Origin of the sequence: Collinsella sp. AM40-7AC (genome assembly GCF_003468125.1) — a bacterium.
Taxonomy (GTDB): Bacteria; Actinomycetota; Coriobacteriia; order Coriobacteriales; family Coriobacteriaceae; genus Collinsella; species Collinsella aerofaciens_O.
Window position 1 is genome coordinate 36,375 of record NZ_QSGK01000010.1, and the last position, 22,457, is coordinate 58,831.

Genomic DNA, 22,457 nt, shown 5'->3' on the forward strand with positions numbered 1-22,457 from the left:
TGTCTGCGGTTATTTGTACCCAAAGATGGTGGGTTTATGGGGTTGGATTGCGGGCGTGCGCGATATCGTCATAGACGGCTGCCGTCTTTGCCTCTGCTTGGAAACCCTTTCCAGCTTTATTGCAACGGAGTACAATGGGTAACGTTTAAGTTCAACTTGAAGTTTTAGTTGCGGCGCCGGGCTTCGGCCGCAATGCAAGGAGAGGCGTACCATGGCGATCTATGTGACATCTGATGCTCACGGGCACGTGCGTGCGCTTGACGAGGCCCTGTCTAAGATTTCGCTGGCGTCCGACGACACGCTGTACGTGCTGGGCGACATGATCGATCGCGGGCCCGATCCGGTCGGCGTTATTAAGCTCGTGCGCTCGCTGCCCAACGCCCGCGTGCTCAAGGGCAATCACGAGCAGATCATGCTCGATGCCATCATTGGCCAGGATCCGCTCGATGCCGAGACCTGGGATATCAACGGTGGCTGGACGACGCGCGAGCAGCTCAACGACATGGAATTTGACGCATACGAGGAGCTCGTGCGATGGATGGCCGCGCTGCCGCTCTACGCGGTGGCCGAGACCGAGGAGCGCCCGTATCTGCTGGTACATGCTGGAATCGAGATGAAGGCGGCGCGCGCGTTTTTGCTTGAGCATGGCGTCGATTGTGCCGATGGCGTTGGAGCGGTGGGTGCCGATCGCGAGCTGCTGCAGCAGATGCTCGCGGTGCAGTCGGCCGATGACCTGCTGTGGATTCGTCACGGCTATTGGGATGCGCCGACCGGGCTGCTTTCTGCCGAGGGCAAGGGTCCGGTCGTGGTGAGCGGTCACACGCCAACGGTGTCGCTCGGGCGTTATTGCGAGGTCGGTGGTCTTGCGGGGCTCGATGAGGAGTCGGGCCGCGGGCAGATCGTGCGCCTGGGCGGCGAGGATGCCGCCGGTGTGCCCGATCGCATCGACATCGACTGCGCTGCCGCCACCGGCTCCGAGTTCGGTCGCGTGGGCATCCTGCGGCTCGATGATGGGGCGGAGTTCTACGCGAATATTCGCCCCGGGGAATAACTTTGTTCCGCCGTTCTACCGAACGGCGGCCACGTTGATGCTGCGCAGCCCCGAAGCACCCCCATCTTGTCGCTCAAACCGTCGTTCGCGTACGGAAGTACGCGTCGCTCCTCTTTCGCGCCAACCTGGGGCACTTTGAGACTGCTCGCTGTCGGTGCCAAAACATCGACGTTTCTTTTCTTCAAATTGATTCGAATTAGACGCCGTACGGGTTGCGGTCGCGCTCGATGCGTTGGCGGATGTGGGCGTATTCGATAATCAGCAGCACCAGGAGTAGGGCCATGATGGCTAGGTAGCTCACCACGGCGCCCATCAGACCCAGCAGGTTGATCAGGATCACCGGCAGCACTACGCTTACGGCGAAGCAGATCAGGTAGATTTTGGTGACGTCGCCGGCATGGCGCAGCACCGTGATGATGGCGTAGAGAAAGTCGATGGCCGCGGTGACGCCGCCGGCGACAACCATCAGCAGTGCCAGCGTGCGGTAGCGCTCAAAATTGAGGCCGTACATGAAGCTCATGAGGGGAATACCGGGACCTGCCATAAATGCGGCGCACACGCTGGTGATGACCACGATCAGTGCCATAACGGCAACAATAATCAGGTCAAAGCGACGACGCTTGCGAGGATTAGCCCAAATGCTCGACAAACGCAGAAGCTGCGGTTTATAGATAAATCCAATGCTCAACAAAATAGCCTGCGCCGGAAAGAACAGGGCATTAAAGTACAGCTGATACTTGTAGGCCAGCGTGCCTTCCATCACGAACTTGGGCATGCTCTCGATAAGGTTGAACAGGAACAGCGCGCCAAAAAGCGGGGCGCACTGGATAAACAGGTGACCGACCTCGCGCAGGCTCACGCGGCGCGATTTTTCGGTTTCGAGCAGGGCGAGCGGCGCGGTGACCAGAACGAGCGAGGCGATCGCGGTAACACCCATGGCCATGGCGGCGATGGGCATGCTGCGCGTGAGGAACAGTACCACGCTAAAGACCGCGATGACGCCGACGGATCGTAGCGTTTGGCTCATGCCGGCCAGGTAGAGTTTGTCGGCCTGCTGCAGGCGGCCCTCGTACACGTCGGCAATGCCGTCGATCACCTTATACAGGTAGACGCCCAGGCCGATTGTGGCCATCTGCGCATCGTAGCCGCGGGCGCTGCTGTATACCAGGCCGCATGCCAGCGCGAGCGCTCCGCAGATCCAGCGGTTGAGCTGGTAAGAGGCAAAGGACGTCTTTTCGTCGATGTCCGAGACCTGGAAATTGCGCACGCCGTAGTTGCACGCGATCATGATGAGCGTGCCGGTGACAAAGGCGATGGAGAATTTGCCAGCCTCCTCGGCGCCCACGAGCTGTGTGGACACGATGGTGAGCAGCGGAAACGCCATGCCCCATACGGCGGTGCCCAGGGTATTCCAAAGGTAGTCGCGACGGGTGGCGTGATCTTCGTACTCGGCTTCTTGCGTGGAGAAGCCGCCGCCGTAGACGGCTCCGAGCAGGCGGTTCCACCAGGCATTGACCATGCGGTGGATGGGGCCGGGCTGGCGATCGCGCTCGCGGCGACGGCGTGTGGCCTGGCTGCTGTCGGGACCGCCGGCGTTACGCTGGCTTAGCTCTTGGATTCGTGCGAGCTCCTCGGCGGTGTGCGATGCGGGGAACAGGCCGTTCTCGATGCGTCCGCCCTGCCCGTGCGCCCCGTCCGATACGGTGGGGTCGGCGACGCCATTGCGGCGGGCGATGGCGCGGCGAATGCTATCGATGGGCGTGATGCTCAAAGCGGAGTCCTTTCTATTGCTGCGCTCTAGTATAGACGCGACGGTGTTCGTTCGTGTTTTTGAACAGGTTGTTCGATAATTTCGGCGGCGCCATTCAGTAGCCGGCACTCGGGGACGTTCCTTATGTGCCGGCACTTTAGGAACGTCCCCGAGTGCCGGCATCCGGGGACGCTCCTTGGTTGTTGCCTGTTCAAGAGTGTCCCCAACGATTAGTCGTTTAAAAACGTCCCCAATGACTAGGCCGCTTGCCTGCGATTTTTGACCGTTGGGCGGGCTTGCCGCCCTTGCCGCAAAAACGTTTTTGCATATCGGGTACAACGGGCTTTACGTGAGTAAAGTGCGCGTCGTGTCCTCGTGTCGCGTTTTTAAAGGAGGCCCCATGCCTGGTGTTACCCCTGCAGATGTTTTGTCCAACTTTGGTATTACGCTGGTCGAAGATCCCGCCGAGAATCAGCCCCGTCTGCTGGTCGATCTACCCGCCGCGGAGCTCATCGAGCACGCTATCCGCCGCGAAGAAGGCCGCATGGCATCCAACGGCGCGCTGGTGATCGAGACGGGGGAGCGCACTGGTCGTTCCCCCAATGACCGCTTTATCGTTGACACGCCCGACGTGCACGACAAGATCGCCTGGGGCGCCGTCAACCGACCGCTTTCGATCGAGAGCTACGAGACCATCAAGGCCGGCATCGTCGACTACCTCAACGAGCGCGACGTGTTCGTCACCCGCGGCATGGCCGGCGCCGACCGCAACCACACGCGCCGACTGCTCGTCGCCTGCGAGCGCGCCAGCCAGGCACTCTTCATTAAGCAGATGCTCGCCCGCCCGCTTGCCCGCGAAATCGCGCGCACCGGCGAGCCGGACTTCTGTGTGCTCGCCGCGCCGGGCTACCAGTGCGATCCCGCCATCAAGGGCCTCAACTCCAGCGCCGCCGTGGTCATCAACTTCCAGGAGCGCGTGATTTTGGTCGCGGGTACCGGCTACTCCGGCGAGATCAAAAAGTCCATCTTCAGCGTCATGAATTACCTGCTGCCCGTCGAGGACGACGTGCTGCCCATGCATTGCTCGGCCAGTATGGATCCCGTCACGCACGAGACCGCGGTGTTCTTTGGCCTGTCGGGCACCGGCAAGACCACGCTTTCGGCCAACCCCACGCGGCTGCTGATCGGCGACGACGAGCACGGTTGGTCCGACATGGGCATCTTCAACATCGAGGGTGGCTGCTACGCCAAATGCGAGGGCCTGGACGCGTTCCACGAGCCTGAGATCTTCAACGCCGTCCGCTTTGGCGCGATCTGCGAAAACGTGGTGCTCGACGAGAGCCGCAAGCCCAACTACGATGACGTCTCGGTCACGCACAACACGCGCGTGGCCTACCCTGTGGAGCACATTCCCAACGCGTGGACCAAGGGCATGGGCACCACTCCGAGCGTCGTGCTGTTTTTGACCTGCGACGCCTTTGGCGTGCTGCCGCCCATCTCGCGCCTGACGGCCGACGCCGCCATGTATCACTTTGTGACGGGCTTTACGGCCAAGATCCCCGGCACCGAGGTCGGCGTCACCGAGCCCACGCCCACGTTCTCTTCGCTGTTTGGCGAGCCGTTTATGCCGCTCGACCCCATGGTCTATGCCAAGATGCTCGGTGAGCGCATCGCCGACGGCCGCACGCGTGTGTACCTGGTCAACACCGGCTGGATTGGCGGCGGCTACGGCGTGGGCCATCGCATCGAGCTTGCCTACACGCGCGCCCTGGTGGCCCGCGCCCTCGACGGTACCATCGAGGACAGCGAATTCGTGCATGACGATATCTTTAACGTTGACATTCCCACCACGTGCCACGGCGTGCCCGACGGCATCCTGGTGCCGCGCCAGTACTGGCAGAGCACCGCGCGCTACGACGAGGCGGCGCACAACTTGGCCGTGATGTTCGAGGAGAACTTCGAGAAGAAGTACTCGCACCTGCCCGAGTCCGTGAAGGCCGCCGGTCCGCACGCTCAGGTGCACGCCGACGCCCGTCATCGCGGCCGCGGCCTGCTGGGACTCCGACACTAGCGTCGCCGCGAGTCCATATCCGCCACAAAGGGGACAGGCACCTTTGTGGCGGTTTTGCTTGGGCGAATGACTCGGGTTACAATACGCCTGACATATCGCCCCCTTCTCCGGATGGGGGCAGCGTAAGCGCTCTTGTGGCGGCACCGTAGGACTTTGAAGGTGGCCGTCGTAAGGGCGCTTTTTGTTTAGGCACCCGGGCTCGGGCGCATGCTATGAAGGGAGAGCACATGAAGAGTTTCGTTGCCGAGGATTCGTTTTGGGAGCTATTTCCGCAGGCGGCTGTCGGTGTTGTGGTCGTAAAGGGCATGAAGCCCGCGGCTCAGATTCCTCAAGAGGACGTTGATGCGATTGCCGCGTTGCTCGACCGCGCCAATATCGATGCGGAGCGTCACCTGACGAGTGATACCATCAGCGAGAATGCGCCGGTTAAGGCATGGCGCGAGGCATATCGCCTATTCAAGACCAAGAAGGGCGCGCGTTGCTCAATTGAGAACCTGCTCAAGCGCGTGCTCAAAGGAAAGCCGGTGGGCCACATTACGCCCGCGGTGGACATCTACAACACGGTGTCGCTGTCCTACGCGCTGCCCGTAGGCGGCGAGGATTTGCACGCGATTGAGGGAGACCTTTGCCTGAAGGTGACCGACGGTGGCGATTCATTTCTGCCGCTTGGCGAGGAGACAGATGACCCGACGCTGCCCGGCGAGCTCGCCTACATCGATGATGCGGGCGCCGTATGCCGCTGCTGGAACTGGCGCGATGGCGTTCGAACGGCGTTGTCCGATGATTCGGCCGATGCTTTCCTGGCGATTGAGTGCGTGGAGCCCGAGCGGATGGGGGATTGCCAGGCCGCGATCGATCGCTTAGCCGAGCTGCTCGAGCGCTATCTGGGAGCGACGGTTGTCGTTAAAACGCTTGTGACCCGCGACAATCCTTGCGTGGGGCTGTAGCGAAGTCTGCGGATCAAACTCGATGCCCCAAACCACCACAAAGGTGCCTGTCCCCTTTGTGGTGGTTTTTATGTTGATGGGTTAACAAATGGGATATTTGGGTACGGGTGTTGCCTTGTGCGGCTAAGATGTTTACCCGTTAGCATCATGTAAGCGAAAGGCGGTCGTCACCATGCAGCAGAACGACGAGACACGTTTTGAGGACTTTGTCGGACTGATCAGCGGCCTCTACAAGGAGATTCAGCGTATCAAGACGTCCGAAGGCGCAAGGCTGGGCCTCAAGGGCTCCGACGTTATGTGCCTGTACTATCTTGAGCGCAGCAAGGACGGCCTGACTGGCGCCGACCTCGCCCGCATGGCCGGCGTTACCCGTGCCGCCGTTTCGCGCACACTGGCACATCTGGAGGAGGGCGGCTACGTCGAGGTTGACGACTCGGGTGATGCGGCCGTCAAGTATCGTGCTCCGGTGCGCCTGACTGCCCTGGGCGGCGAGAGCATGAGCGAGGCCGATCGCATCATTCGCGAGGTGCTCGATACCACCGGCAAGGCCATGGGCGTGGAGCAGCGCGAGCAGATGTATGCATCGCTGCGCACGATCCTCAACACCCTGCGCGAGATCTAGAGCCGCGCTGGCGCTAGCTTTCAGCCAAGAACTGCATCGTCCCGTTTGAGCGCGTACGCCGTGCCGGGACATTGCTGTCAAAATTCCCTGCGCGAGACCTGCGCAAGAAAGGATTCGTTATGTCCGTCCGCATTATTACCGATTCCGCAAGCGATATGTCGCCGGCGGAGCACCCCGCTCTGCGTGTTCTGCCGCTGTCCGTCACCTTTGGCACCGATGTGTATATGGATGGCGTCGACATCGATCACCAGCGCTTTTACGAGATGCTTGTGGAGCGCGATGAGCTGCCCAAGACCGGTCAGGTCAACCCGTACGCCTTTTCGCAGGCGATTGCCGAAGCGCGTGAGGCCGGCGATGAGGCCGTGATTATTACCGTGGGAGCCAAGCTCTCGGGCACCAACCAGAGTGCTCGTACGGCACTTGCCGAGGCGCCGGGCGGCGACATGTTCGTCGTGGACAGCAATAACGTGACCTTGGGCGAGCGCGTGCTGGTCGAGTATGCGCTGCGCCTGGTGGACGAGGGCCAGGGCGCGGCTCAGGTTGCGGCGGCTGTCGAGGCCGTGCGCGACCGCGTGGTCGTCATCGGCCTGCTCGAGACGTTGGAGTACCTGGTGCGCGGCGGTCGCCTGTCTGCTGCGGCCGGTGCCGTGGGTACGCTGCTCAACGTAAAGCCCGTGGTGGCTGCCGAGGACGGTCTGATCGTGCAGCTGGGCAAGGCGCGCGGTTCCAAGAACGGACGTAACCTGCTCAACCAGAAGGTCGAAAAGGCGGGCGGCATCGACTTTTCCATGCCGCTGGCGCTCGGCTATACGGGCCTTTCGGATGCGGTGCTCAAGAAGTATATCGAGGACAGCGCGGCACTGTGGGCTGGCCACACCGAGGGCGAACTGCCCGTTCACACCATCGGCGCCACCATCGGCACCCATGTAGGCCCCGGCGCCGTAGCCGTAGCCTTCTTCCAGCCCGTTAACTAGCCCACCTGCCAAAACCACCACAAAGGGGACGGGCACCTTTGTGGTGGTTTATGCTATTCCGGGTGGAAGGGAGCGAGCAATGGCGTCTGAGGGCTTTTTTGAGCGGGTGTACGAGGTGGTCGAGCAGATTCCCGAGGGGATGGTCGCCACGTATGGTCAGGTGGCGCTGCTTGCTGGACGTCCACGAAGTGCGCGGTACGTGGGGTATGCCCTGCATGGCAATCCGCGCCCCGGCGAGATTCCCTGTCACCGCGTGGTGTTTGCCGATGGCCGCATATGCGATGGTTTTGCTTTTGGCGGTCCCGATGCTCAACGTGAGCTTTTGCTAGGGGAGGGTGTGGCGTTTAAGGACGACATGCACGTCGACTTGGCCGCCTGTCGCTGGCCTGCAGGGCTCTAGCGGCTCTGCCGTGGTTAAAACCACCACAAAGGTGCCTGTCCCCTTTGTGGTGGTTCTAGTTTACCTGAGCTAACTTATGGAGAAGCTATGGGGGAACATATTGACGCTACAAAGTAAACCACGGTGAACTATATTGTATTCAGCAACGGAGCAGGCAATAGGCGATGAAAAAGCCTGCCCTGTTGAGTTTGATTCGCATTCCTCCCCTCTGTGCGATTCAACGGTGTACTTCGGGAACAGGCCCGCTGGCAACTAACTGCCAGCGGGCCTGTTCCTGTTTGTCGGGGGAGTGCAATGGGCAGAGCCGAACCGGTCGGGCACCAAAAAAGGCGGACGCACTAGCGCCCGCCCTATAGCAATCGAAAGTTCTAGCCAGCAGATCGATCTAGTACACCATGCCCATGGCGTCCTGAACCTCGGCCAGGGTCTGCTCGGCAATCTCGTTGGCGCGACGGTTGCCCTCGTGCAGCACGTCCTTCACATAGTCCAGGTCGTTTTCGTAGCGCTGACGACGCTCGCGGATCGGCGCGAAGTACTCGTTGACGGCCTCGGTCACGTACTTCTTGAGCTGGCCGGAGCCGCCCATGCCAATCTCTTCGGCAATCTCGACCTCGGAACGGCCAGTGCAGATGGCGGCGGTTGAAAGCAGGCCGGACACGCCGGGGCGGTTCTCGGGATCGAACGTGATCATGCGCTCGGAGTCGGTCTGGCTCTTCTTGATGCGCTTGGCCGTCTCCTCGGCGGTCATCGAGATGTTAATGGCGTTGCCGTAGCTCTTGCTCATCTTGCGCCCGTCCAGGCCGGGCAGCAGCGGGGTCTCGGACAGCAGCGCGTCGACCTCGGGGAACACCTTGCCGTAACGGTTGTTAAAGCGGCGGGCGATGGTGCGGGTGAGCTCGATGTGCGGCAGCTGGTCGCGACCGACGGGCACCACATTGCCCTTGCAGAACAGGATGTCGCAGGCCTGGTGCACCGGGTAGGTGAGCAGAAGGCCGGTGAGCTCGTGGCCCGAGGCCTCCATCTCGGCCTTGACCGTGGGGTTGCGCGCCAGCTCGGCCTCGGAGACCAGCGACAGGAACGGCAGCATGAGCTGGTTTGCGGCGGGTACGGCGGAGTGCGCGTAGATCATGGTCTTGTCGGGGTCGATGCCGCAGGCAAGGTAGTCCATGACCATGTTGTACACGTTGTCCTGGATGTGCTCGGTCGTATCGCGGTCAGTGATGACTTGGTAGTCGGCGATGAGCACGTTGGTCTTGGCGCCCATGTTCTGCAGCTCAACACGGCCCTTGAGGGTGCCGAAGTAGTGACCCAGGTGCAGACGGCCGGTGGGGCGGTCGCCGGTGAGCATGGTGAACTTCTCGGGCGTTTTGGCCAGGCCCTCGCGAATGGCGTTGCTCTTTTGCAGCGCGACTTCGTAGCTGTTCTCGTTTGGCATGATTGCTCCTAACGTATGTTCATGGGTCAAGATGATAACGCGTTTATTGGAGGGTCGGGGCGTAAGTACGCGAGGGGCGGGAGAGCGGCGGCATGTGCGATGGGCGCGGCGTGGCTGCGCGTTTGGCCGGCGGCGCCTTGGCACATTCTCGGCAGCTTACCCTAGAGCTTGTGGTGGCGCTCTTCCTTACGTTCCTCGGCTGCCTGCTCCTCCTGCTTAAAGGCGGGGTCGTCGGGGGTGACGAGCTCATCCTCGTGCGTGCGCTTGTTGTAATGGTGGCGCAGCACGGGCTCAAACAGATGTAGATGCTTGGCAAAGGCCGCCGAGCCAATGGCGAGCACGGTAAAGATGAGCACGCGCATGGGCACCTCGACCTGGTTGATCGCGGCGGCGCCGGCCGAAAGCATAATGCACCAGGCATAGATGAGCAGCACAGCCTGCTTTTGGTTGTAGCCCTCTTGGATCAGGCGGTGGTGGATGTGGCCCTTGTCGGCCTGCCCGATGCTAATGTGGGCGCGCTTGCGGCGCACGATGGCGCTAAACGTGTCGATGATGGGCACGCCGGCAACGATGAGCGGGATGATAAGCGAGGTGAGCGCGGCGGTGCGGCTCACGTTGAGTAGCGAGATGGAGCCCAGTGCAAAGCCCAGAAGCAGCGACCCCGAGTCGCCCAAGAAGATGCTTGCGGGGTTGAAGTTGTAGCGCAAAAAGGCCAGACAGGCGCCAAAGAGCGCAATGGAGAGCGCGGCGGCGTCGATGCGGCCCGAGAGAACGGCCATCGAAAACATGGTGAACGACGCAATGCCGCAGATGCCCGTGGCCAAGCCGTCGAGGCCGTCGATGAGGTTAATGATGTTGGTGAATGCCACCAGATAGATCACGGTGATGGGGTAGGCGAGCCATCCGAGCATGATCTCGCCGGGGGCAAACGGGTTGACGATGACGCCGATCCGCAGGCCGCCGATACAGGCGATGAGCGCGGCGAGGACCTGACCGGCCAGCTTTTGCTTGGGCTTGAGCTGGATGACGTCGTCGATAGCGCCGGTCGCAAAGATGACGGTAAAGGAGAGTGCCAGCATGGGATAGCTAATGTGGAGGCGCGGGTGCGGCACTAGGACGGGCGGCCAGCCTAGGTGCCAGGTGCCTAGGATTTGCACAATACAGGCAACGACCAGGCCCAAAAACACCGCCGTTCCGCCCAAACGCGGGATGGGCTTGGTGTTGATGCGGCGCTTGGAAGGATAGTCGACGGCGTCGAGCTTAATTGCCAAGCGCTTGACCAGGGGCACCATGAGGAAGGTCGTGATAAAGGCCGCCGCTGCCACGCATAGGTACGGAATGTAGCTCGGGGATGAAGCCATGAATCTAAAAACCGCCAAGCGTCGAAGGAAAAGGTCAGAAGAACGCCATGCGCAAAGGGCATAGCCGAACCATGATACTCGACCACGGGGGGTGCATGGAATTGCATGCAGCGATAATCACGCGCTTACCAGATATTGGGATGTTGTCGATGGCTTGTCGGGATACCGGCGGGGATCCATATGGGCTGTAATGGTGGTTTTCGGCAAATGAAAACCACCCCCCACGTTACGAAAATGAACCCACCTAAAACAGGTGGGTGCCCTCATCGACTGTTCCAGCGTCCTTAACAACGAAGGATACCTGTACTAGGTACGACTGTGTGGGCTCCCTAAATAAACGCGACGGTTCACCCAGTTGCTCCGCGGGGGGCGGAATACCTACATCATAAAGCGGCACTTTGTCGATTCCAGTCTTGACATTATAAAAATCGTGTCGGACGATTACGGCGCCTTGGGCTCGAGCCGTCTGTGCGGTTGGTCCCTTTACGTTTGAGCTGCTGAATCATTGTTTTGGAGCATGTTTTTATGCCGACGTCGTTGACCGAACTTTTTTCGCCCGCCTGCCATTTGTGTCCGCGCCGTTGCGGTGCGGCGCGCGACGAGGGCACGCGTGGCGTGTGCGGCGCCGACAACACGCTTAAGGTGGCCCGCGCAGCGCTTCATATGTGGGAGGAGCCGCCTATCTCGGGCGAGGCCGGCTCGGGTACGATTTTCTTTAGCGGCTGTTCGCTCAAATGTATCTACTGCCAAAACCACGAGATCTCGACGGGCAATTTCGGTCTTGAGATTTCGCCCGAGCGTTTGGTCGAGATTATGCTGGAGCTGCAGGACCAGGGCGCCAATAACATCAACCTGGTGACGGCGACGCACTATGCGCACCTGTTGCCTGCCGCGATTGCCGCAGCTCGGGAGCGCGGGCTGGACATCCCGATCGTCTACAACACGAGCGGCTATGAGCGGGCGAGTGCCGTGGCAGCGCTCGGCGATCTGGTCGACGTGTGGCTTACCGACTTTAAGTATGCCGACGCGGGGCTTGCGCAGTCGCTTTCTCATATTAAGGACTACCCGCGCGTGGCTGTGTCGGGTCTGGCCCAGATGGCGCGCGAAATTGAGCGCCGCGGGGGAGAGCTGGTAGACGGGGACGGGCTCATGAAGCGCGGCATAATCGTGCGTCATCTGGTGCTGCCGGGGCATGCGGACGATTCGTGCCGCGTGTTGGACCTGGTGTGGCAGACGATGGGCGACGTGCCGATCTCGGTCATGAACCAGTACACGCCCAATGCCCTCATGCGCGAACAAGGCGGCGACCTGGCGCGCGCCGTGACGCGCGAGGAGTACGAGCAGGTGCTCGACCATGCCGACGACCTGGGCTTTACGACGATGTTTTGGCAAGAAGGTGGAGCGGTAGACGAGAGCTTCACCCCGGCGTTCGACACCACCGGCGTCCTCACCAGCGCAAAGTAGTGCGCTCGCCGATGATTTTTCTGGGACGGGGATTAAAAAATCATCGAGAGGATCGCCTGCTCGAAAAGTTGTCAAAATAGCCGCGTCCCAAAAAGACTGGGTATTGGGCGTTGACAGTTGGCGAGCCGTAGGTAAAATATCAACTTGTCTTGGGGACGTAGCTCAGTTGGGAGAGCGCTGCCGTCGCATGGCAGAGGCCGAGGGTTCGACTCCCTTCGTCTCCACCCTTGGATTTGATAAGCCGCTGACATTGTGTCGGCGGCTTTTTTTAAAAGAAAGGGCTGTACCATGGCCAAGCTTGAGTCCCAACCACTGTCTGCCGAGGAACGCGCCGAGTTGGAAGAGCTCCGCGCCGAGAAAGCTCGTCGCGAGGCCCAGGAAGAGGCACGCCGCGAGCGTGAGGAGCTGGCCGCCCTGCGTGCCGAGCGTGCGAAGGCCGAGGAGGCCGCCGCGAACGTCGCCCCCGCGCCCAAGCCCGCCGCCGCGAAGCCCGCGCCCACCGCACCTAAACCTCAGCCTAAAAAGGTCGCTCGTTCCAAGTCCGTCGAGCCCAAGCCGAGCCGTGACGAGATGACCTTTGCCCAGCGCATGGTCACCTCCAAGGAGCCTACGGGCGAGAACGAGATCCCTGGCATGGCGCCGGCTCAAAAAATCATCATTGTCCTTGCCCTCATCGCGTTTGTCATCTTTATGGGCTACACGATCCTGACCAGTATGGGCCTGCTCTAGCCCATTCGCGCTGGGTGCCATGCCCGAACACTCTGCCCTTTTCCAACCCTCAACCTCTGCATAACGCATCCGAAAGGTCGCCCCATGGCTTTGACCGACATCTCGCATCCCACCGACATTGCAATGCTCACCGATCTGTACGAGCTCACTATGGCCCAGGGCCTGTGGGAGAGCGGCAAGGCCAATGAGCAGGGTTGTTTTACCGCGTTTTACCGCGACCATCCTTTTGGCAGCGCCTATGCCGTCATGTGCGGCACCGCCGAACTGCCCGAGCTGGTCGAGAATCTGCGCTTTACGCCCGAGGACATCGACTACCTCGCCTCGCTCCAGGCCCCGGCCGGCGGCGCGATGTTCAAGCCTGGATTCCTCGACTACCTGCGCGATTTTCGTGCGCATGTAAACATCGACGCCGTGCCCGAGGGCGAGCTCGTCTTTCCGCGCGAGCCCATGGTTCGCGTCACCGGCCCCGCGCTGGAGTGCCAGCTGCTTGAGACGGCGCTGCTCAACATCGTTGGGTTCCAGACGCTTGTCGCCACCAAGACGGCGCGCGTGGTGCTGGCGGCGGACGGCCGTCCCGTTGCCGAGTTTGGCCTGCGCCGCGCTCAGGGTCCCGATGGCGGCTTGGCCGTCGCGCGCGCGAGCTACGTTGCCGGCTGCTCCTCTACGTCCAATGTGCTCGCCGGCCGCCGCTACGGTATTCCCGTCTTTGGCACGCATGCGCACAGCTGGGTGATGAGCTTCGACTCCGAGCTCGAGGCATTCCGGGCTTTTGCTAAGTCGAGTCCCAAGAACTGCACGCTGCTCATCGACACCTACGACGTACGCGAGGGTTGCGAGCATGCCATTACGGTTGCCAAGGAGATGGAGGCGGTGGGCGAGCGTCTGTCGGCTATTCGCATTGACTCGGGCGACCTCGCCAAGCTCTCCAAGTATGTTCGTGGCCGTTTTGATGCCGAGGGCCTGCCCTATGTGGGGATCTCGGTTTCTAACGATCTGGATGAGTACACGATTCAGTCACTGCTCGACCAGGGCGCGCCCATCGATAGCTTTGGCGTGGGTACCAAGCTTGCGACCTGCTATGACCAGCCGGCGCTGGGCGGCGTGTACAAGCTTTCCGCCCGCCGTGCGAGTGAGACGGACCCGTGGACGCCGGTGGTGAAGCTCTCCGAGCAGCCCTACAAGCGCACAATTCCCGGTGTTCAGCGCGTACGACGCTATTACGACGGCTTTGGCGGCCCGGTTTGCGACATGATTTATGACGAGGACCATCTGGCAGGGGAGGGCGCCGCGCGCGGCAATACCCTTGTGGCCGTGAACGATGCCGCCCTGGTGACCGACGTGTCCGAACTTGAGTATCGCGAGCTGCTGGTGCCGATCGTGCGCGATGGCAGTGCGGTGGCTCCGCGTGAGAGCATCCAGGACGCGCGCGAGCGCTGTGCTTGGGCGCTCGACCATCTGGACGCAGCTTTCAAGCGCTTCCTGTACCCGCAGACCTATGTGGTGGGTATGGAGCAGGGCCTGGCTCAGGTGCGCGACGAGCTCGTGCGTAAGAACATGGCCGCGGCCTCTGCCTTTCCCTGGGCCCACTAATTCCTTGGGCGGTAGGGGCGAGTCACGCTTCCCTGGCCGCCGGCTCGGCCGTTCGCTGAACAGTTGATTGGTTTGACGTATGACGACTTCTTATAAAACGATGGTGGTAAAGATCGGTTCGTCCACGGTGGTGGGTGCCGATGGCAAGGTCAACCGCGCCTTTATCGGCGGACTTGCCGATCAGGCCGCAGCGCTGCGCAAGCTCGGCTGGCGTCTGGTTGTGGTGAGCTCGGGCGCTATCGCCTGTGGCTATCCCGTGTTGGGCTTCGACCGCAAGCCGGTCGGTGACCTGCCGAGCCTGCAGGCCTGCGCCTCGGCCGGTCAGTGCATCATCTCGTCGGCCTACGACGAGGAGTTCCATGCGCGCGACCTGCTCACCTCGCTCGTGCTGCTCACGCGTCACGACACGGCGCGCCGCACGTCCTACCTGCACGCGCGCGACGCCCTGCTTCGCCTGGTGGAGCTGGGTGTGGTGCCGGTCGTCAACGAGAACGATACCGTCACCGTCGATGAGATCAAGTTTGGCGACAACGACACGCTGGCGGCGCTTGTGAGCTGCCTGGTTTCTGCCGATCTGTGCGTGACGCTCTCGGACATCGATGGTCTCTATACTGCCAATCCGCATGAAGACCCCACGGCCGAGTTTGTTCCTGTCGTGCATAAGATCGATGCCAAGATTATTGCCTCGGCGGGCGATTCTTCCACATCGGTGGGCACGGGCGGCATGATTACCAAGATCCGCGCGAGCCGCATCCTGATGACGGCGGGCATTCAGAGCGTGATTTGCTCGGGCGAGGAGCCCGATGCGCTCGTGCGTCTCGCCCGCGGCGAGAGCGTGGGCACGCTGTTCGATCCGCCGGCGGAGCGTCTGGACATCGCACCCCGCAAGCTGTGGATCGCGCTGGGCGACAAGGCACATGGCTCGGTGACGGTCGATGATGGTGCTGCGAAGGCGCTGGTCAGCCGTGGCTCTTCCCTGCTTGCGGTGGGTATTCGCGAGGTCGATGGCCAGTTTGCCGAGGGCGATGTGCTCGATGTGTGCGATCCGAGCGGTATGGTCGTCGCCCGCGGTATCGCCGAAGCCGATTCGGACGTGCTGGAGCTTGCTGCCGGTCGCCGCCAGGACCAGATCGCCAGCAACCGCCTGCTCGCAGACCTGGCCGAGAAGCCCGCGATACACAGGGATAATCTAATCGTCTTCGCCTAACGGGTCGACGCTGCGCGCCGCCCAGAGCGACAATTTGTCATTCAAAAGGCGAGGCATGACCATCAGGTCTATGCCTCGCCTTTTTCATGCCAACTTGTTCGCTCTGGGCGGCGCTCGCTTCTTTTGTTCGACCTACGATTTAAAGCCACTGCTAAGGGGCGTTTTCGCTTTCCGTCCTCTACCTGCGGCATTGTCGTTGCCGGCACTTGTTCGGCACTTGGGGATGTTTCTTTTGTGCCGGCAGGTGGGGACGCTCCTTTGCTAGAAGATTTGGCGCAGGTCTCCGCGGTTGAGGGCTTCGTTGAAGAGGTGCTTGAACACCACGCTACCGTGTAGACCGTCGTGCTCGAACTCGTTGGTCACCCAGGCATGCGAGTTACCCACGCGGCTGAGCGTATCGAGCTGCATGCCCGAGTCGACGTACATGTCGTCGAAATACACCGCGGCCTGCAGGGGCACCTCGTTGCACGCCAGTCGCTGCGGGTCGTAGATCTTGTCCCAGCTGGTGTCTTCCATCAGCAGGTCCATGGCGGGCTTGAAGGGCTTGAGCTCGGGCATCTGCTCGAACATCCACGGGAACATGGCCTCGCCGGTAAACATGAGCGGGCGCGCGAGGGTGTCAAACTCGGCGCGCTGTGCCTTCTCTTCAGCCGCGGCCCAGCCAATGGGCATGGTGTCACCGTCGGCGTATATGAACTCCTGCAGCGTCCAGTACAGCGGATTCGTGCGCGTGTTGGTGCGCTCGAAGGCGCGCATCAAAAAGCTGTCGGATACCGAGGTGCCGCAGGTCAGCGTGCCGTCGCCGTCAACAAAAGCGTGATCGATAATCCAATGCATGCGCTCAAAGCTCGGCTTCATGCCAAAGTCGCTGCCCATGAGCTGTAGGCGCTCGACCGTCATCGGCGAGCCGTCGGGCAGCACGGGCTTCTGAGCCTCGAGCGCATCGGCCAGGGCTGCCACGCGCTCGACGTCGGCAGGGTAGCGGTCGTAATACTGCTGCGTCTTGGCGACCATGCGCGGGAAGGTGTGCGCGTAGACTTCGCTTGCGCTCGCCGGCACGTGGGGGATGCCGCCGCAGGTAAAGCTTGCCGCCACGCCCTCGGGGAAGAGCGACAGATAGCTCAGCGTCAAAAAGCCGCCGTAGCTCTGCCCGAGTGTGACCCAGGGCCTGCCGCCAAAGCCTACCAGGCGCAGGTACTCAAAATCGCGCACGATAGAGCTGGCGAGGTGACGCTTGAGGAAGTCCGCCTGCGAGCGTGCTGTATCGGCGCCGGCGGCCGTTGCGCGATCACCCAGTGCCTTGATCGTGCGTCCGTCCACGCAGCTGCTGCGTCCGGTGCCGCGCTGGTCGGGAAGGACCACGCGGAAGTGCTTGACGGCCTCCTCGATCCAGCCGTCGCTTGTGGGCGACAGCGGACGCGGGCTCTCGCCGCCGGGGCCGCCCTGCAAAAACAGGAGCAGCGGCAGATCGTCGTTGATGCGGTCGGGCGCGCAAACCACACGGTAGAAGAGCTTGATGCTCTCGTGCGCGCCGGCGATGGGCGCCGGCATAGCGCCGCGGCGCATGGTGCTGCCGACGGCCAGGAGCATCGGCTCCAGGCCGCGCCAGTCAAGGGGGACGTCGATGCTGTGGTCCTCGACGTAAAGGCCGGGGACGTGGTACGAAGTGATGAGGGCCATGTAATGCTTCCATTCGTTGCGGTGTTTCGGGTTGACCAATTCTACCGCCGCGGGCGAGGCCATGCGCAAATCGGCTACCATGGTTGCAAACTTCTAGGAGAAAGGGCCGCCCATGTCGGTCGATATAGCCACGTATGTCCACGATCTTGCCGTTGCCGCCAAGGCAGCGTCGGCCTCGCTTGCCACGGCGAGCGATGAACAGCGCCAGGAGGCCGTGCGCGCCATGGCCGCAGCGCTGCGCAACGGTATCGACTCCATCGTTGCCGCCAACGAGCTCGATATGTCCGCCGCGCGCGATGCGGGTACCTCGGCCGGACTGCTCGATCGTCTGCTGCTGAGGCCCGAGCGCGTCGAGGGCATGGCCGCCGGCCTGGAAAAGCTCGCCGAGCTGCCCGATCCCGTGGGCCGCGTGCTCGACCACCGCGTGCTTGCAAGTGGCGTGGACCTGACCCGTGTGAGTGTGCCGCTGGGCCTGGTCGCTATGGTCTACGAGGCGCGCCCCAACGTGACGGCCGACGCCGCGGGCATCTGCATCCGTACCGGCAACGCCTGCATTCTGCGCGGCGGCTCGCTGGCCTATCACTCGTGTGCCATGATTTCTGAGCTGCTGGCCGATGCGCTCGAGGCCAAGGGCTTCCCGCGCGAGGCCGTGTCGATGATCGAGTCCACCGACCGCGAGGCCACTGGCGAGCTCATGAAGCTCCGCGGTATTGTCGACGTACTCATTCCGCGCGGCGGTGCAGGCCTGATCCAGCGCTGCGTGCGCGAGTCTCTCGTGCCGGTGATCGAGACGGGCACGGGCAACTGTCACATCTACGTGCATGAGTCCGCCGACTTTGATAAGGCGCTCAACATTATCGTTAATGCCAAGACCCAGCGTGTAGGCGTGTGCAATGCCGCCGAGTCGCTGCTGGTCGACCATGCTGTGGCCAATGTGTTTTTGCCTGCGGTCGTTGCCGTGCTGCACGACCACGATGTGCTGATTCACGGCGATGAGGCCACGTGTGCCGCTTGCGTTGCCGCCGGTCTTGCCGAGGGCGATGCTTACGTTGCCGCAACCGAGGAGGACTGGGGCCGCGAGTATCTGGCCCTCGAGATGAGCGTGAAGGTCGTGGCGAACGAGGAAGAGGCCATCGCGCACATCAACCGCTATGGCACCATGCATTCCGAGGCCATCATCGCCGAGGACGCAGACGCCTGCGAGCGCTTCTTGGATGAGGTCGATGCCTCGGCCGTGTACGCTAACGCTAGCACGCGCTTTACCGACGGCGGCGAGTTTGGCCTGGGCGCCGAAATTGGCATCTCGACCCAAAAGCTCCACGCCCGCGGACCCTTTGCCGCCGAGGCCCTCACCACCTACAAATACAAGCTTCGCGGCACCGGTCAGGTCCGCCCCTAACGCCCACGCAAACAAAAACCACCACAAAGGTGCCTGTCCCCTTTGTGGTGGTTTTGGTGCTAGGCCTGGAAGGCGTCGCGATCGGGAGCGAAGGACTGCATAGCCGCGATGGTGCGGTCAAAGAGCTCGGGAAGCTCCCAGCCCAGCATCTCAGCGCCTTGCGAAATCACGTCGCGCGAGCATCCGGCGGCAAAGCGCTTGTCCTTGAACTTCTTCTTGAGCGACTTGGTCGTAAAGTCCATGACGCTCTTGCTCGGGCGCATGATAACCGCGGCTCCGATCAGGCCGGTAAGCTCGTCGCAGGCAAACAGGATCTTCTCCATCTGCAGTTCGGGCTTGGGCAGCGAGGTGTTGAAATCAGAGGTGTGCGACTGAATGGCGCGGATGAGCTCAGGAGAGGCACCCTCGCCTTCGAGGATCTCGGCAGCGTAGATGGTGTGGTTCATGGGGTCGTCCTCATGCTCCTCCCAATCCAGGTCGTGGAGCAGGCCGACGATGCCCCAGAACTCCTCGTTCTCGGGGTCGAACTCGCGCGCAAAGTAGCGCATGGTGCCCTCGACCGTTTCGCCGTGGGTGATGTGGAACGGATCCTTGTTGTGCTCGTTGAGCAGTTCAAATGCGCGGTCGCGGGTGATTCCGGCGGTAAGCGTCTCTGCCATAACAGACTCCTTGTGCTCGTGGGTATCGATGAGATTGAATACTACTAGAACAAGAAAACCACCACAAAGGTGCCTGTCCCCTTTGTGGTGGTTTTTGACAGGTTAGTTGAGGGCGGCTTGGGCTAGGCGGGCTTCGGCGGCCTCTTCGGTGACGCCCAGGGCCACGGCGAACTCCTCGATGGAGCGGCGCTTGGCTTCCTTGAGTACGCGCATGTAGTAGGAGCTGGGCTTTTTATCAGCTTCCTCGGCCTGGCGGATGCGGTGCATCATCGTCTTGGCCACACGGACCGTCTCGGGCGCGCCCAGCTTGAGCTGCTGCTTAAAGTGTGTCTCTTCAAGCGAGCTGTTGCGCTCGGTAAAGGTGTCGCACTCCAGCTCGTCGTAGTGGCTCAGCAGGTGCTCGGCATCCTGCTGAGAGATGGCGGCATGTAGGCGGTCGGCCTGCGCCACGGGGTACATGAGAATCGTCTGCGCATGTCCCTGCTTGGTCTCGAGCAACAACATGGGCTGCGGCGTGTCGTCCCTAAAACCGACGACGGTGCAGACTCCCTGGCCCGGATGAATGACGTGTTGACCGATTGAGAACATGCTACCTCCAACTTATACGAATTTGCGTATGTCTAGAATACCACGTTGACGTGCGCAAACCATTACTTTATGCAGGAAAAGCACACAACTCCGATAGGTAAGAGTATTCGATATTCCGAGCAGCTCATGCACATGTTTATGCATTTTCGGCAGGTGCACAATCGGCAGGCAGACCGCTATCTTTGAATGGTCCTGTGCGAGCTGTAGTCATTTTTGTGCATATGCAATATCGATTAACTTTACCCTGCGACAGTAGCTACTGCTTGTGATAGAGTGCTACAAACTCTGGCTTTTGCCCTACGAGTGACCAAGAGCTCGGGGGCTTTAACACAAGGAGGATCTATGCCCGAGAAGATTGAAGAGCTGGTACGCGCTGCGCTTGCTGCGGCCCAGGAGGCCGGCGACCTTTCCGCATTTGAACTTGACGATTGCGCTATCGAGCGACCGGCTGATACTTCTCATGGCGAGTGGACTTCCACCATGGCTCTGAAGTCCGCCAAGCTGGCTCACTGCGCCCCGCGCAAGATCGCCGAGGCCGTCGTTGCCCATATGCCCGAGGACCCCGCGATCGAGAAGGTCGAGATCGCCGGCCCCGGCTTCATCAACTTCTACCTCTCCGTCGCCGTCAAGAACGCCATCTTTGGCGAGGCCCGCGAGAAGGGTATGGACTTTGCTAAGTCCAACGTCGGCGGCGGCCTGAAGACTCAGGTCGAGTTCGTCTCCGCCAACCCCGTCGGCCCCATGCACATCGGCCACGGCCGCTGGGCTGCTCTGGGCGACTCCCTTTGCCGCGTCATGGACCACGCCGGTTACGACATCCAGCGTGAGTTCTACATCAACGACCACGGCTCTCAGATGAACACTTTCGGCAACTCCATCAGCACGCGCTACATGCAGCTCGCCGACATCATCGCCAAGCAGGGCGTTGATATCGACGAGGCTCACAAGCTGCTGATCGCCGACCGTGACGCCTTTGTTGCCGACGAGAACGACGAGCACCCCGAGACCCATCCGTATCAGGACAACTTTGCCGAGACCTTGGGCAAGGACTCTTACGGCGGCGACTACATCATCGACGAGGCCGCCGAGTTCTGGCGCACCGACGGCGACAAGTGGGTCGACGCCGATCCGCAGGAGCGTATGGAGAGCTTCCGTGAGCGCGGCTACGTGAAGATGGTCGACAACATGCGCGACCTCTGCCACGCCGTCAACTGCGACTTTGACCGTTGGTACTCCGAGCGCTCGCTGTATGTGAAGGACACCGAGGGCGAGACCGCCGGCACCTCCGCCGTCGACCGCGCTTTTGAGAAGCTCGACAAGATGGGCTACCTCTACACCAAGGACGGCGCCCTGTGGTTCCGCTCCACCGATCTGGGCGACGACAAGGACCGCGTCCTGATCAAGTCCGACGGCGAGTACACCTACTTCGCCTCCGACGTCGCCTATCACTGGGATAAGTTCCAGCGCGTCGACCACGTCATCGACATCTGGGGCGCCGACCACCACGGTTACATCGAGCGCGTCCGCTGCGTCTGCGACGCTCTGGGTTACCCCGGCAAGTTCGAGGTTCTACTGGGCCAGCTCGTCAACCTGCTGCGTAACGGCAAGCCCGTCCGTATGTCCAAGCGCAAGGGCACCATGGTGACCCTTCAGGAGCTCGTCGACGAGGTTGGCTCCGATGCCGCTCGCTACACGCTCATCTCCAAGAGCTCCAACCAGATGGTCGACTTCGACATCGAGGCCGTTAAGAAGCGCGACAACTCCAACCCGGTCTATTACGTGCAGTATGCTCACGCCCGCGTGTGCTCCATCCTGCGCCGTGCCGCCGACGTTACCGCCGAGCAGGCCGACGAGATGGGCATGAAGGCCGTTGCCGCCAAGGCCATCGGTGAGAACGTCGATTACTCGCTGCTGACCGACCCGACCGAGCTCGCCCTTTCGCGCAAGCTCAACGAGCTCACCGACCTGATCGCCAGCTGTGCTCGCGATCGCGCCCCGTTCCGTCTGACCCACTTTGCCGAGGAACTCGCCGGTGACTTCCACAGCTTCTACGCTGCCTGCCAGGTGCTGCCGAGCGAGGGCCGTCCCGTCGACCCCGAGCTTTCGCGTGCCCGTCTGGCCGCTTGCGATGCCGTCCGCGTGACGCTCGCCCTGGTGCTCACCCTCGTTGGCGTTTCCGCGCCCGAGCAGATGTAACCTGCGGGTCATTTGACCGTGTAGGTTTGGTTTAACTGAGCCCTATAAGCCCGATCTCCCACGGAGGTCGGGCTTTTTTCGCAAATGCCGACGTATTGACGAATTTGGAACTGCTGGAAATACGAAACTATGCCGGTTTACTACGATGAATTGGGAATTTCCAACCACGCCGGCTTTTCGCAAAAAAGCGCAAGGCATCTACCTGCGGTTTTTAGTTCAACATGTTTCGGAGTGGTCGCGGTTGATCGATTCGTCGTAGTAAACCGCCATAGTTTTGGCGGAGGCAGTCTGATTTGTGGGTGGTAGACCAAAGAGTGTCCCTTTTGACTAGTCG

The 22,457-nt window shown here is 61.5% G+C and carries 18 protein-coding genes and 1 tRNA gene; 13 read left to right on the forward strand and 6 right to left on the reverse strand.

Features of this window, described 5'->3' with window-relative positions; translation table 11 throughout:
• Positions 1-211: 211 nt before the first annotated feature.
• Positions 212-1,051 (forward strand): metallophosphoesterase, encoded by an 840-nt coding sequence (locus tag DW892_RS08510; RefSeq protein WP_117629084.1) that lies wholly within the window; start codon positions 212-214, stop codon positions 1,049-1,051.
• Between the two features lie 196 nt (positions 1,052-1,247).
• On the opposite strand, the gene DW892_RS08515 is transcribed toward DW892_RS08510, so the two are convergent.
• Positions 1,248-2,822, reverse strand: coding sequence for a lipopolysaccharide biosynthesis protein (locus tag DW892_RS08515; protein WP_233524980.1), 1,575 nt, complete (start codon positions 2,820-2,822; stop codon positions 1,248-1,250).
• A gap of 379 nt (positions 2,823-3,201) precedes the next feature.
• On the opposite strand from DW892_RS08515, the gene pckA reads away from it, so the two are divergent.
• The 5 genes from pckA to DW892_RS08540 all read left to right on the forward strand — a co-directional run bounded on the left by pckA (position 3,202) and on the right by DW892_RS08540 (position 7,815).
• Entirely contained in the window at positions 3,202-4,872 is a 1,671-nt protein-coding gene (gene pckA, locus DW892_RS08520; RefSeq protein ID WP_187365016.1) for a phosphoenolpyruvate carboxykinase (ATP), read from the forward strand.
• A gap of 227 nt (positions 4,873-5,099) precedes the next feature.
• Complete coding sequence (locus tag DW892_RS08525; RefSeq protein WP_117641034.1) at positions 5,100-5,819, forward strand: B3/4 domain-containing protein; 720 nt, start codon at positions 5,100-5,102, stop codon at positions 5,817-5,819.
• A 172-nt stretch (positions 5,820-5,991) separates the two neighbouring features.
• The gene (locus DW892_RS08530) at positions 5,992-6,441 is read left to right on the forward strand and encodes a MarR family winged helix-turn-helix transcriptional regulator (RefSeq protein ID WP_022093866.1); all 450 of its coding nucleotides are present in this window, start codon (positions 5,992-5,994) and stop codon (positions 6,439-6,441) included.
• Between the two features lie 119 nt (positions 6,442-6,560).
• Entirely contained in the window at positions 6,561-7,415 is an 855-nt protein-coding gene (locus DW892_RS08535) for a DegV family protein (protein ID WP_117641033.1), read from the forward strand.
• A gap of 79 nt (positions 7,416-7,494) precedes the next feature.
• Positions 7,495-7,815, forward strand: a complete 321-nt coding sequence (locus DW892_RS08540) for an MGMT family protein (protein WP_089572047.1) — start codon at positions 7,495-7,497, stop codon at positions 7,813-7,815.
• 385 nt (positions 7,816-8,200) lie between these two features.
• Here the strand turns inward: DW892_RS08540 and trpS are convergent, their stop codons facing one another.
• Positions 8,201-9,250, reverse strand: a complete 1,050-nt coding sequence (gene trpS / locus DW892_RS08545; protein WP_089572045.1) for a tryptophan--tRNA ligase — start codon at positions 9,248-9,250, stop codon at positions 8,201-8,203.
• A 161-nt stretch (positions 9,251-9,411) separates the two neighbouring features.
• Positions 9,412-10,611 (reverse strand): MraY family glycosyltransferase, encoded by a 1,200-nt coding sequence (locus tag DW892_RS08550; protein WP_117641032.1) that lies wholly within the window; start codon positions 10,609-10,611, stop codon positions 9,412-9,414.
• A gap of 525 nt (positions 10,612-11,136) precedes the next feature.
• Here DW892_RS08550 and DW892_RS08555 point away from each other — a divergent pair.
• The 5 genes from DW892_RS08555 to proB all read left to right on the forward strand — a co-directional run bounded on the left by DW892_RS08555 (position 11,137) and on the right by proB (position 15,601).
• Positions 11,137-12,075: a radical SAM protein gene (locus DW892_RS08555; protein ID WP_117641031.1), complete on the forward strand. Its 939-nt coding sequence runs from the start codon at positions 11,137-11,139 to the stop codon at positions 12,073-12,075.
• A 151-nt stretch (positions 12,076-12,226) separates the two neighbouring features.
• A tRNA-Ala gene (locus DW892_RS08560) sits at positions 12,227-12,299 on the forward strand.
• A gap of 64 nt (positions 12,300-12,363) precedes the next feature.
• Positions 12,364-12,804, forward strand: coding sequence for a hypothetical protein (locus DW892_RS08565; RefSeq protein ID WP_117635034.1), 441 nt, complete (start codon positions 12,364-12,366; stop codon positions 12,802-12,804).
• Between the two features lie 84 nt (positions 12,805-12,888).
• Positions 12,889-14,394 carry a nicotinate phosphoribosyltransferase gene (locus DW892_RS08570; RefSeq protein WP_117641006.1) on the forward strand — a complete coding sequence of 502 codons (1,506 nt, stop codon included), beginning with the start codon at positions 12,889-12,891 and terminating at the stop codon, positions 14,392-14,394.
• Positions 14,395-14,473: 79 nt separating this feature from the next.
• On the forward strand, positions 14,474-15,601 hold the full coding sequence (proB, locus tag DW892_RS08575) for a glutamate 5-kinase (RefSeq protein ID WP_117766921.1): 1,128 nt from the start codon (positions 14,474-14,476) through the stop codon (positions 15,599-15,601).
• Between the two features lie 261 nt (positions 15,602-15,862).
• Here the strand turns inward: proB and DW892_RS08585 are convergent, their stop codons facing one another.
• Positions 15,863-17,281, reverse strand: a complete 1,419-nt coding sequence (locus DW892_RS08585; protein WP_117766925.1) for an alpha/beta fold hydrolase — start codon at positions 17,279-17,281, stop codon at positions 15,863-15,865.
• A 112-nt stretch (positions 17,282-17,393) separates the two neighbouring features.
• Here DW892_RS08585 and DW892_RS08590 point away from each other — a divergent pair, with 112 nt between their 5' ends.
• The gene (locus tag DW892_RS08590) at positions 17,394-18,680 is read left to right on the forward strand and encodes a glutamate-5-semialdehyde dehydrogenase (RefSeq protein ID WP_117766927.1); all 1,287 of its coding nucleotides are present in this window, start codon (positions 17,394-17,396) and stop codon (positions 18,678-18,680) included.
• Between the two features lie 59 nt (positions 18,681-18,739).
• Here DW892_RS08590 and DW892_RS08595 read toward each other — a convergent pair whose 3' ends face one another.
• Both DW892_RS08595 and DW892_RS08600 read right to left on the reverse strand, forming a co-directional pair.
• Positions 18,740-19,339 carry an HD domain-containing protein gene (locus tag DW892_RS08595; protein ID WP_117637809.1) on the reverse strand — a complete coding sequence of 200 codons (600 nt, stop codon included), beginning with the start codon at positions 19,337-19,339 and terminating at the stop codon, positions 18,740-18,742.
• 102 nt (positions 19,340-19,441) lie between these two features.
• Positions 19,442-19,927, reverse strand: coding sequence for a CarD family transcriptional regulator (locus DW892_RS08600; protein ID WP_006235480.1), 486 nt, complete (start codon positions 19,925-19,927; stop codon positions 19,442-19,444).
• Positions 19,928-20,269: 342 nt separating this feature from the next.
• Between DW892_RS08600 and argS the strand changes: the two genes are divergently transcribed.
• Positions 20,270-22,123, forward strand: coding sequence for an arginine--tRNA ligase (gene argS, locus DW892_RS08605; protein ID WP_117766929.1), 1,854 nt, complete (start codon positions 20,270-20,272; stop codon positions 22,121-22,123).
• The last annotated feature ends 334 nt before the right edge of the window (positions 22,124-22,457 follow it).

Coding starts and splice junctions, on each gene's coding strand:
- DW892_RS08510 (WP_117629084.1), top strand. CDS start 212: ATGGCGATCTATGTGACATCTGATGCTCACGGGCACGTGCGTGCGCTT.
- pckA (WP_187365016.1), top strand. CDS start 3,202: ATGCCTGGTGTTACCCCTGCAGATGTTTTGTCCAACTTTGGTATTACG.
- DW892_RS08525 (WP_117641034.1), top strand. CDS start 5,100: ATGAAGAGTTTCGTTGCCGAGGATTCGTTTTGGGAGCTATTTCCGCAG.
- DW892_RS08530 (WP_022093866.1), top strand. CDS start 5,992: ATGCAGCAGAACGACGAGACACGTTTTGAGGACTTTGTCGGACTGATC.
- DW892_RS08535 (WP_117641033.1), top strand. CDS start 6,561: ATGTCCGTCCGCATTATTACCGATTCCGCAAGCGATATGTCGCCGGCG.
- DW892_RS08540 (WP_089572047.1), top strand. CDS start 7,495: ATGGCGTCTGAGGGCTTTTTTGAGCGGGTGTACGAGGTGGTCGAGCAG.
- trpS (WP_089572045.1), bottom strand. CDS start 9,250: ATGCCAAACGAGAACAGCTACGAAGTCGCGCTGCAAAAGAGCAACGCC.
- DW892_RS08550 (WP_117641032.1), bottom strand. CDS start 10,611: ATGGCTTCATCCCCGAGCTACATTCCGTACCTATGCGTGGCAGCGGCG.
- DW892_RS08555 (WP_117641031.1), top strand. CDS start 11,137: ATGCCGACGTCGTTGACCGAACTTTTTTCGCCCGCCTGCCATTTGTGT.
- DW892_RS08565 (WP_117635034.1), top strand. CDS start 12,364: ATGGCCAAGCTTGAGTCCCAACCACTGTCTGCCGAGGAACGCGCCGAG.
- DW892_RS08570 (WP_117641006.1), top strand. CDS start 12,889: ATGGCTTTGACCGACATCTCGCATCCCACCGACATTGCAATGCTCACC.
- proB (WP_117766921.1), top strand. CDS start 14,474: ATGACGACTTCTTATAAAACGATGGTGGTAAAGATCGGTTCGTCCACG.
- DW892_RS08585 (WP_117766925.1), bottom strand. CDS start 17,281: ATGGCCCTCATCACTTCGTACCACGTCCCCGGCCTTTACGTCGAGGAC.
- DW892_RS08590 (WP_117766927.1), top strand. CDS start 17,394: ATGTCGGTCGATATAGCCACGTATGTCCACGATCTTGCCGTTGCCGCC.
- DW892_RS08595 (WP_117637809.1), bottom strand. CDS start 19,339: ATGGCAGAGACGCTTACCGCCGGAATCACCCGCGACCGCGCATTTGAA.
- DW892_RS08600 (WP_006235480.1), bottom strand. CDS start 19,927: ATGTTCTCAATCGGTCAACACGTCATTCATCCGGGCCAGGGAGTCTGC.
- argS (WP_117766929.1), top strand. CDS start 20,270: ATGCCCGAGAAGATTGAAGAGCTGGTACGCGCTGCGCTTGCTGCGGCC.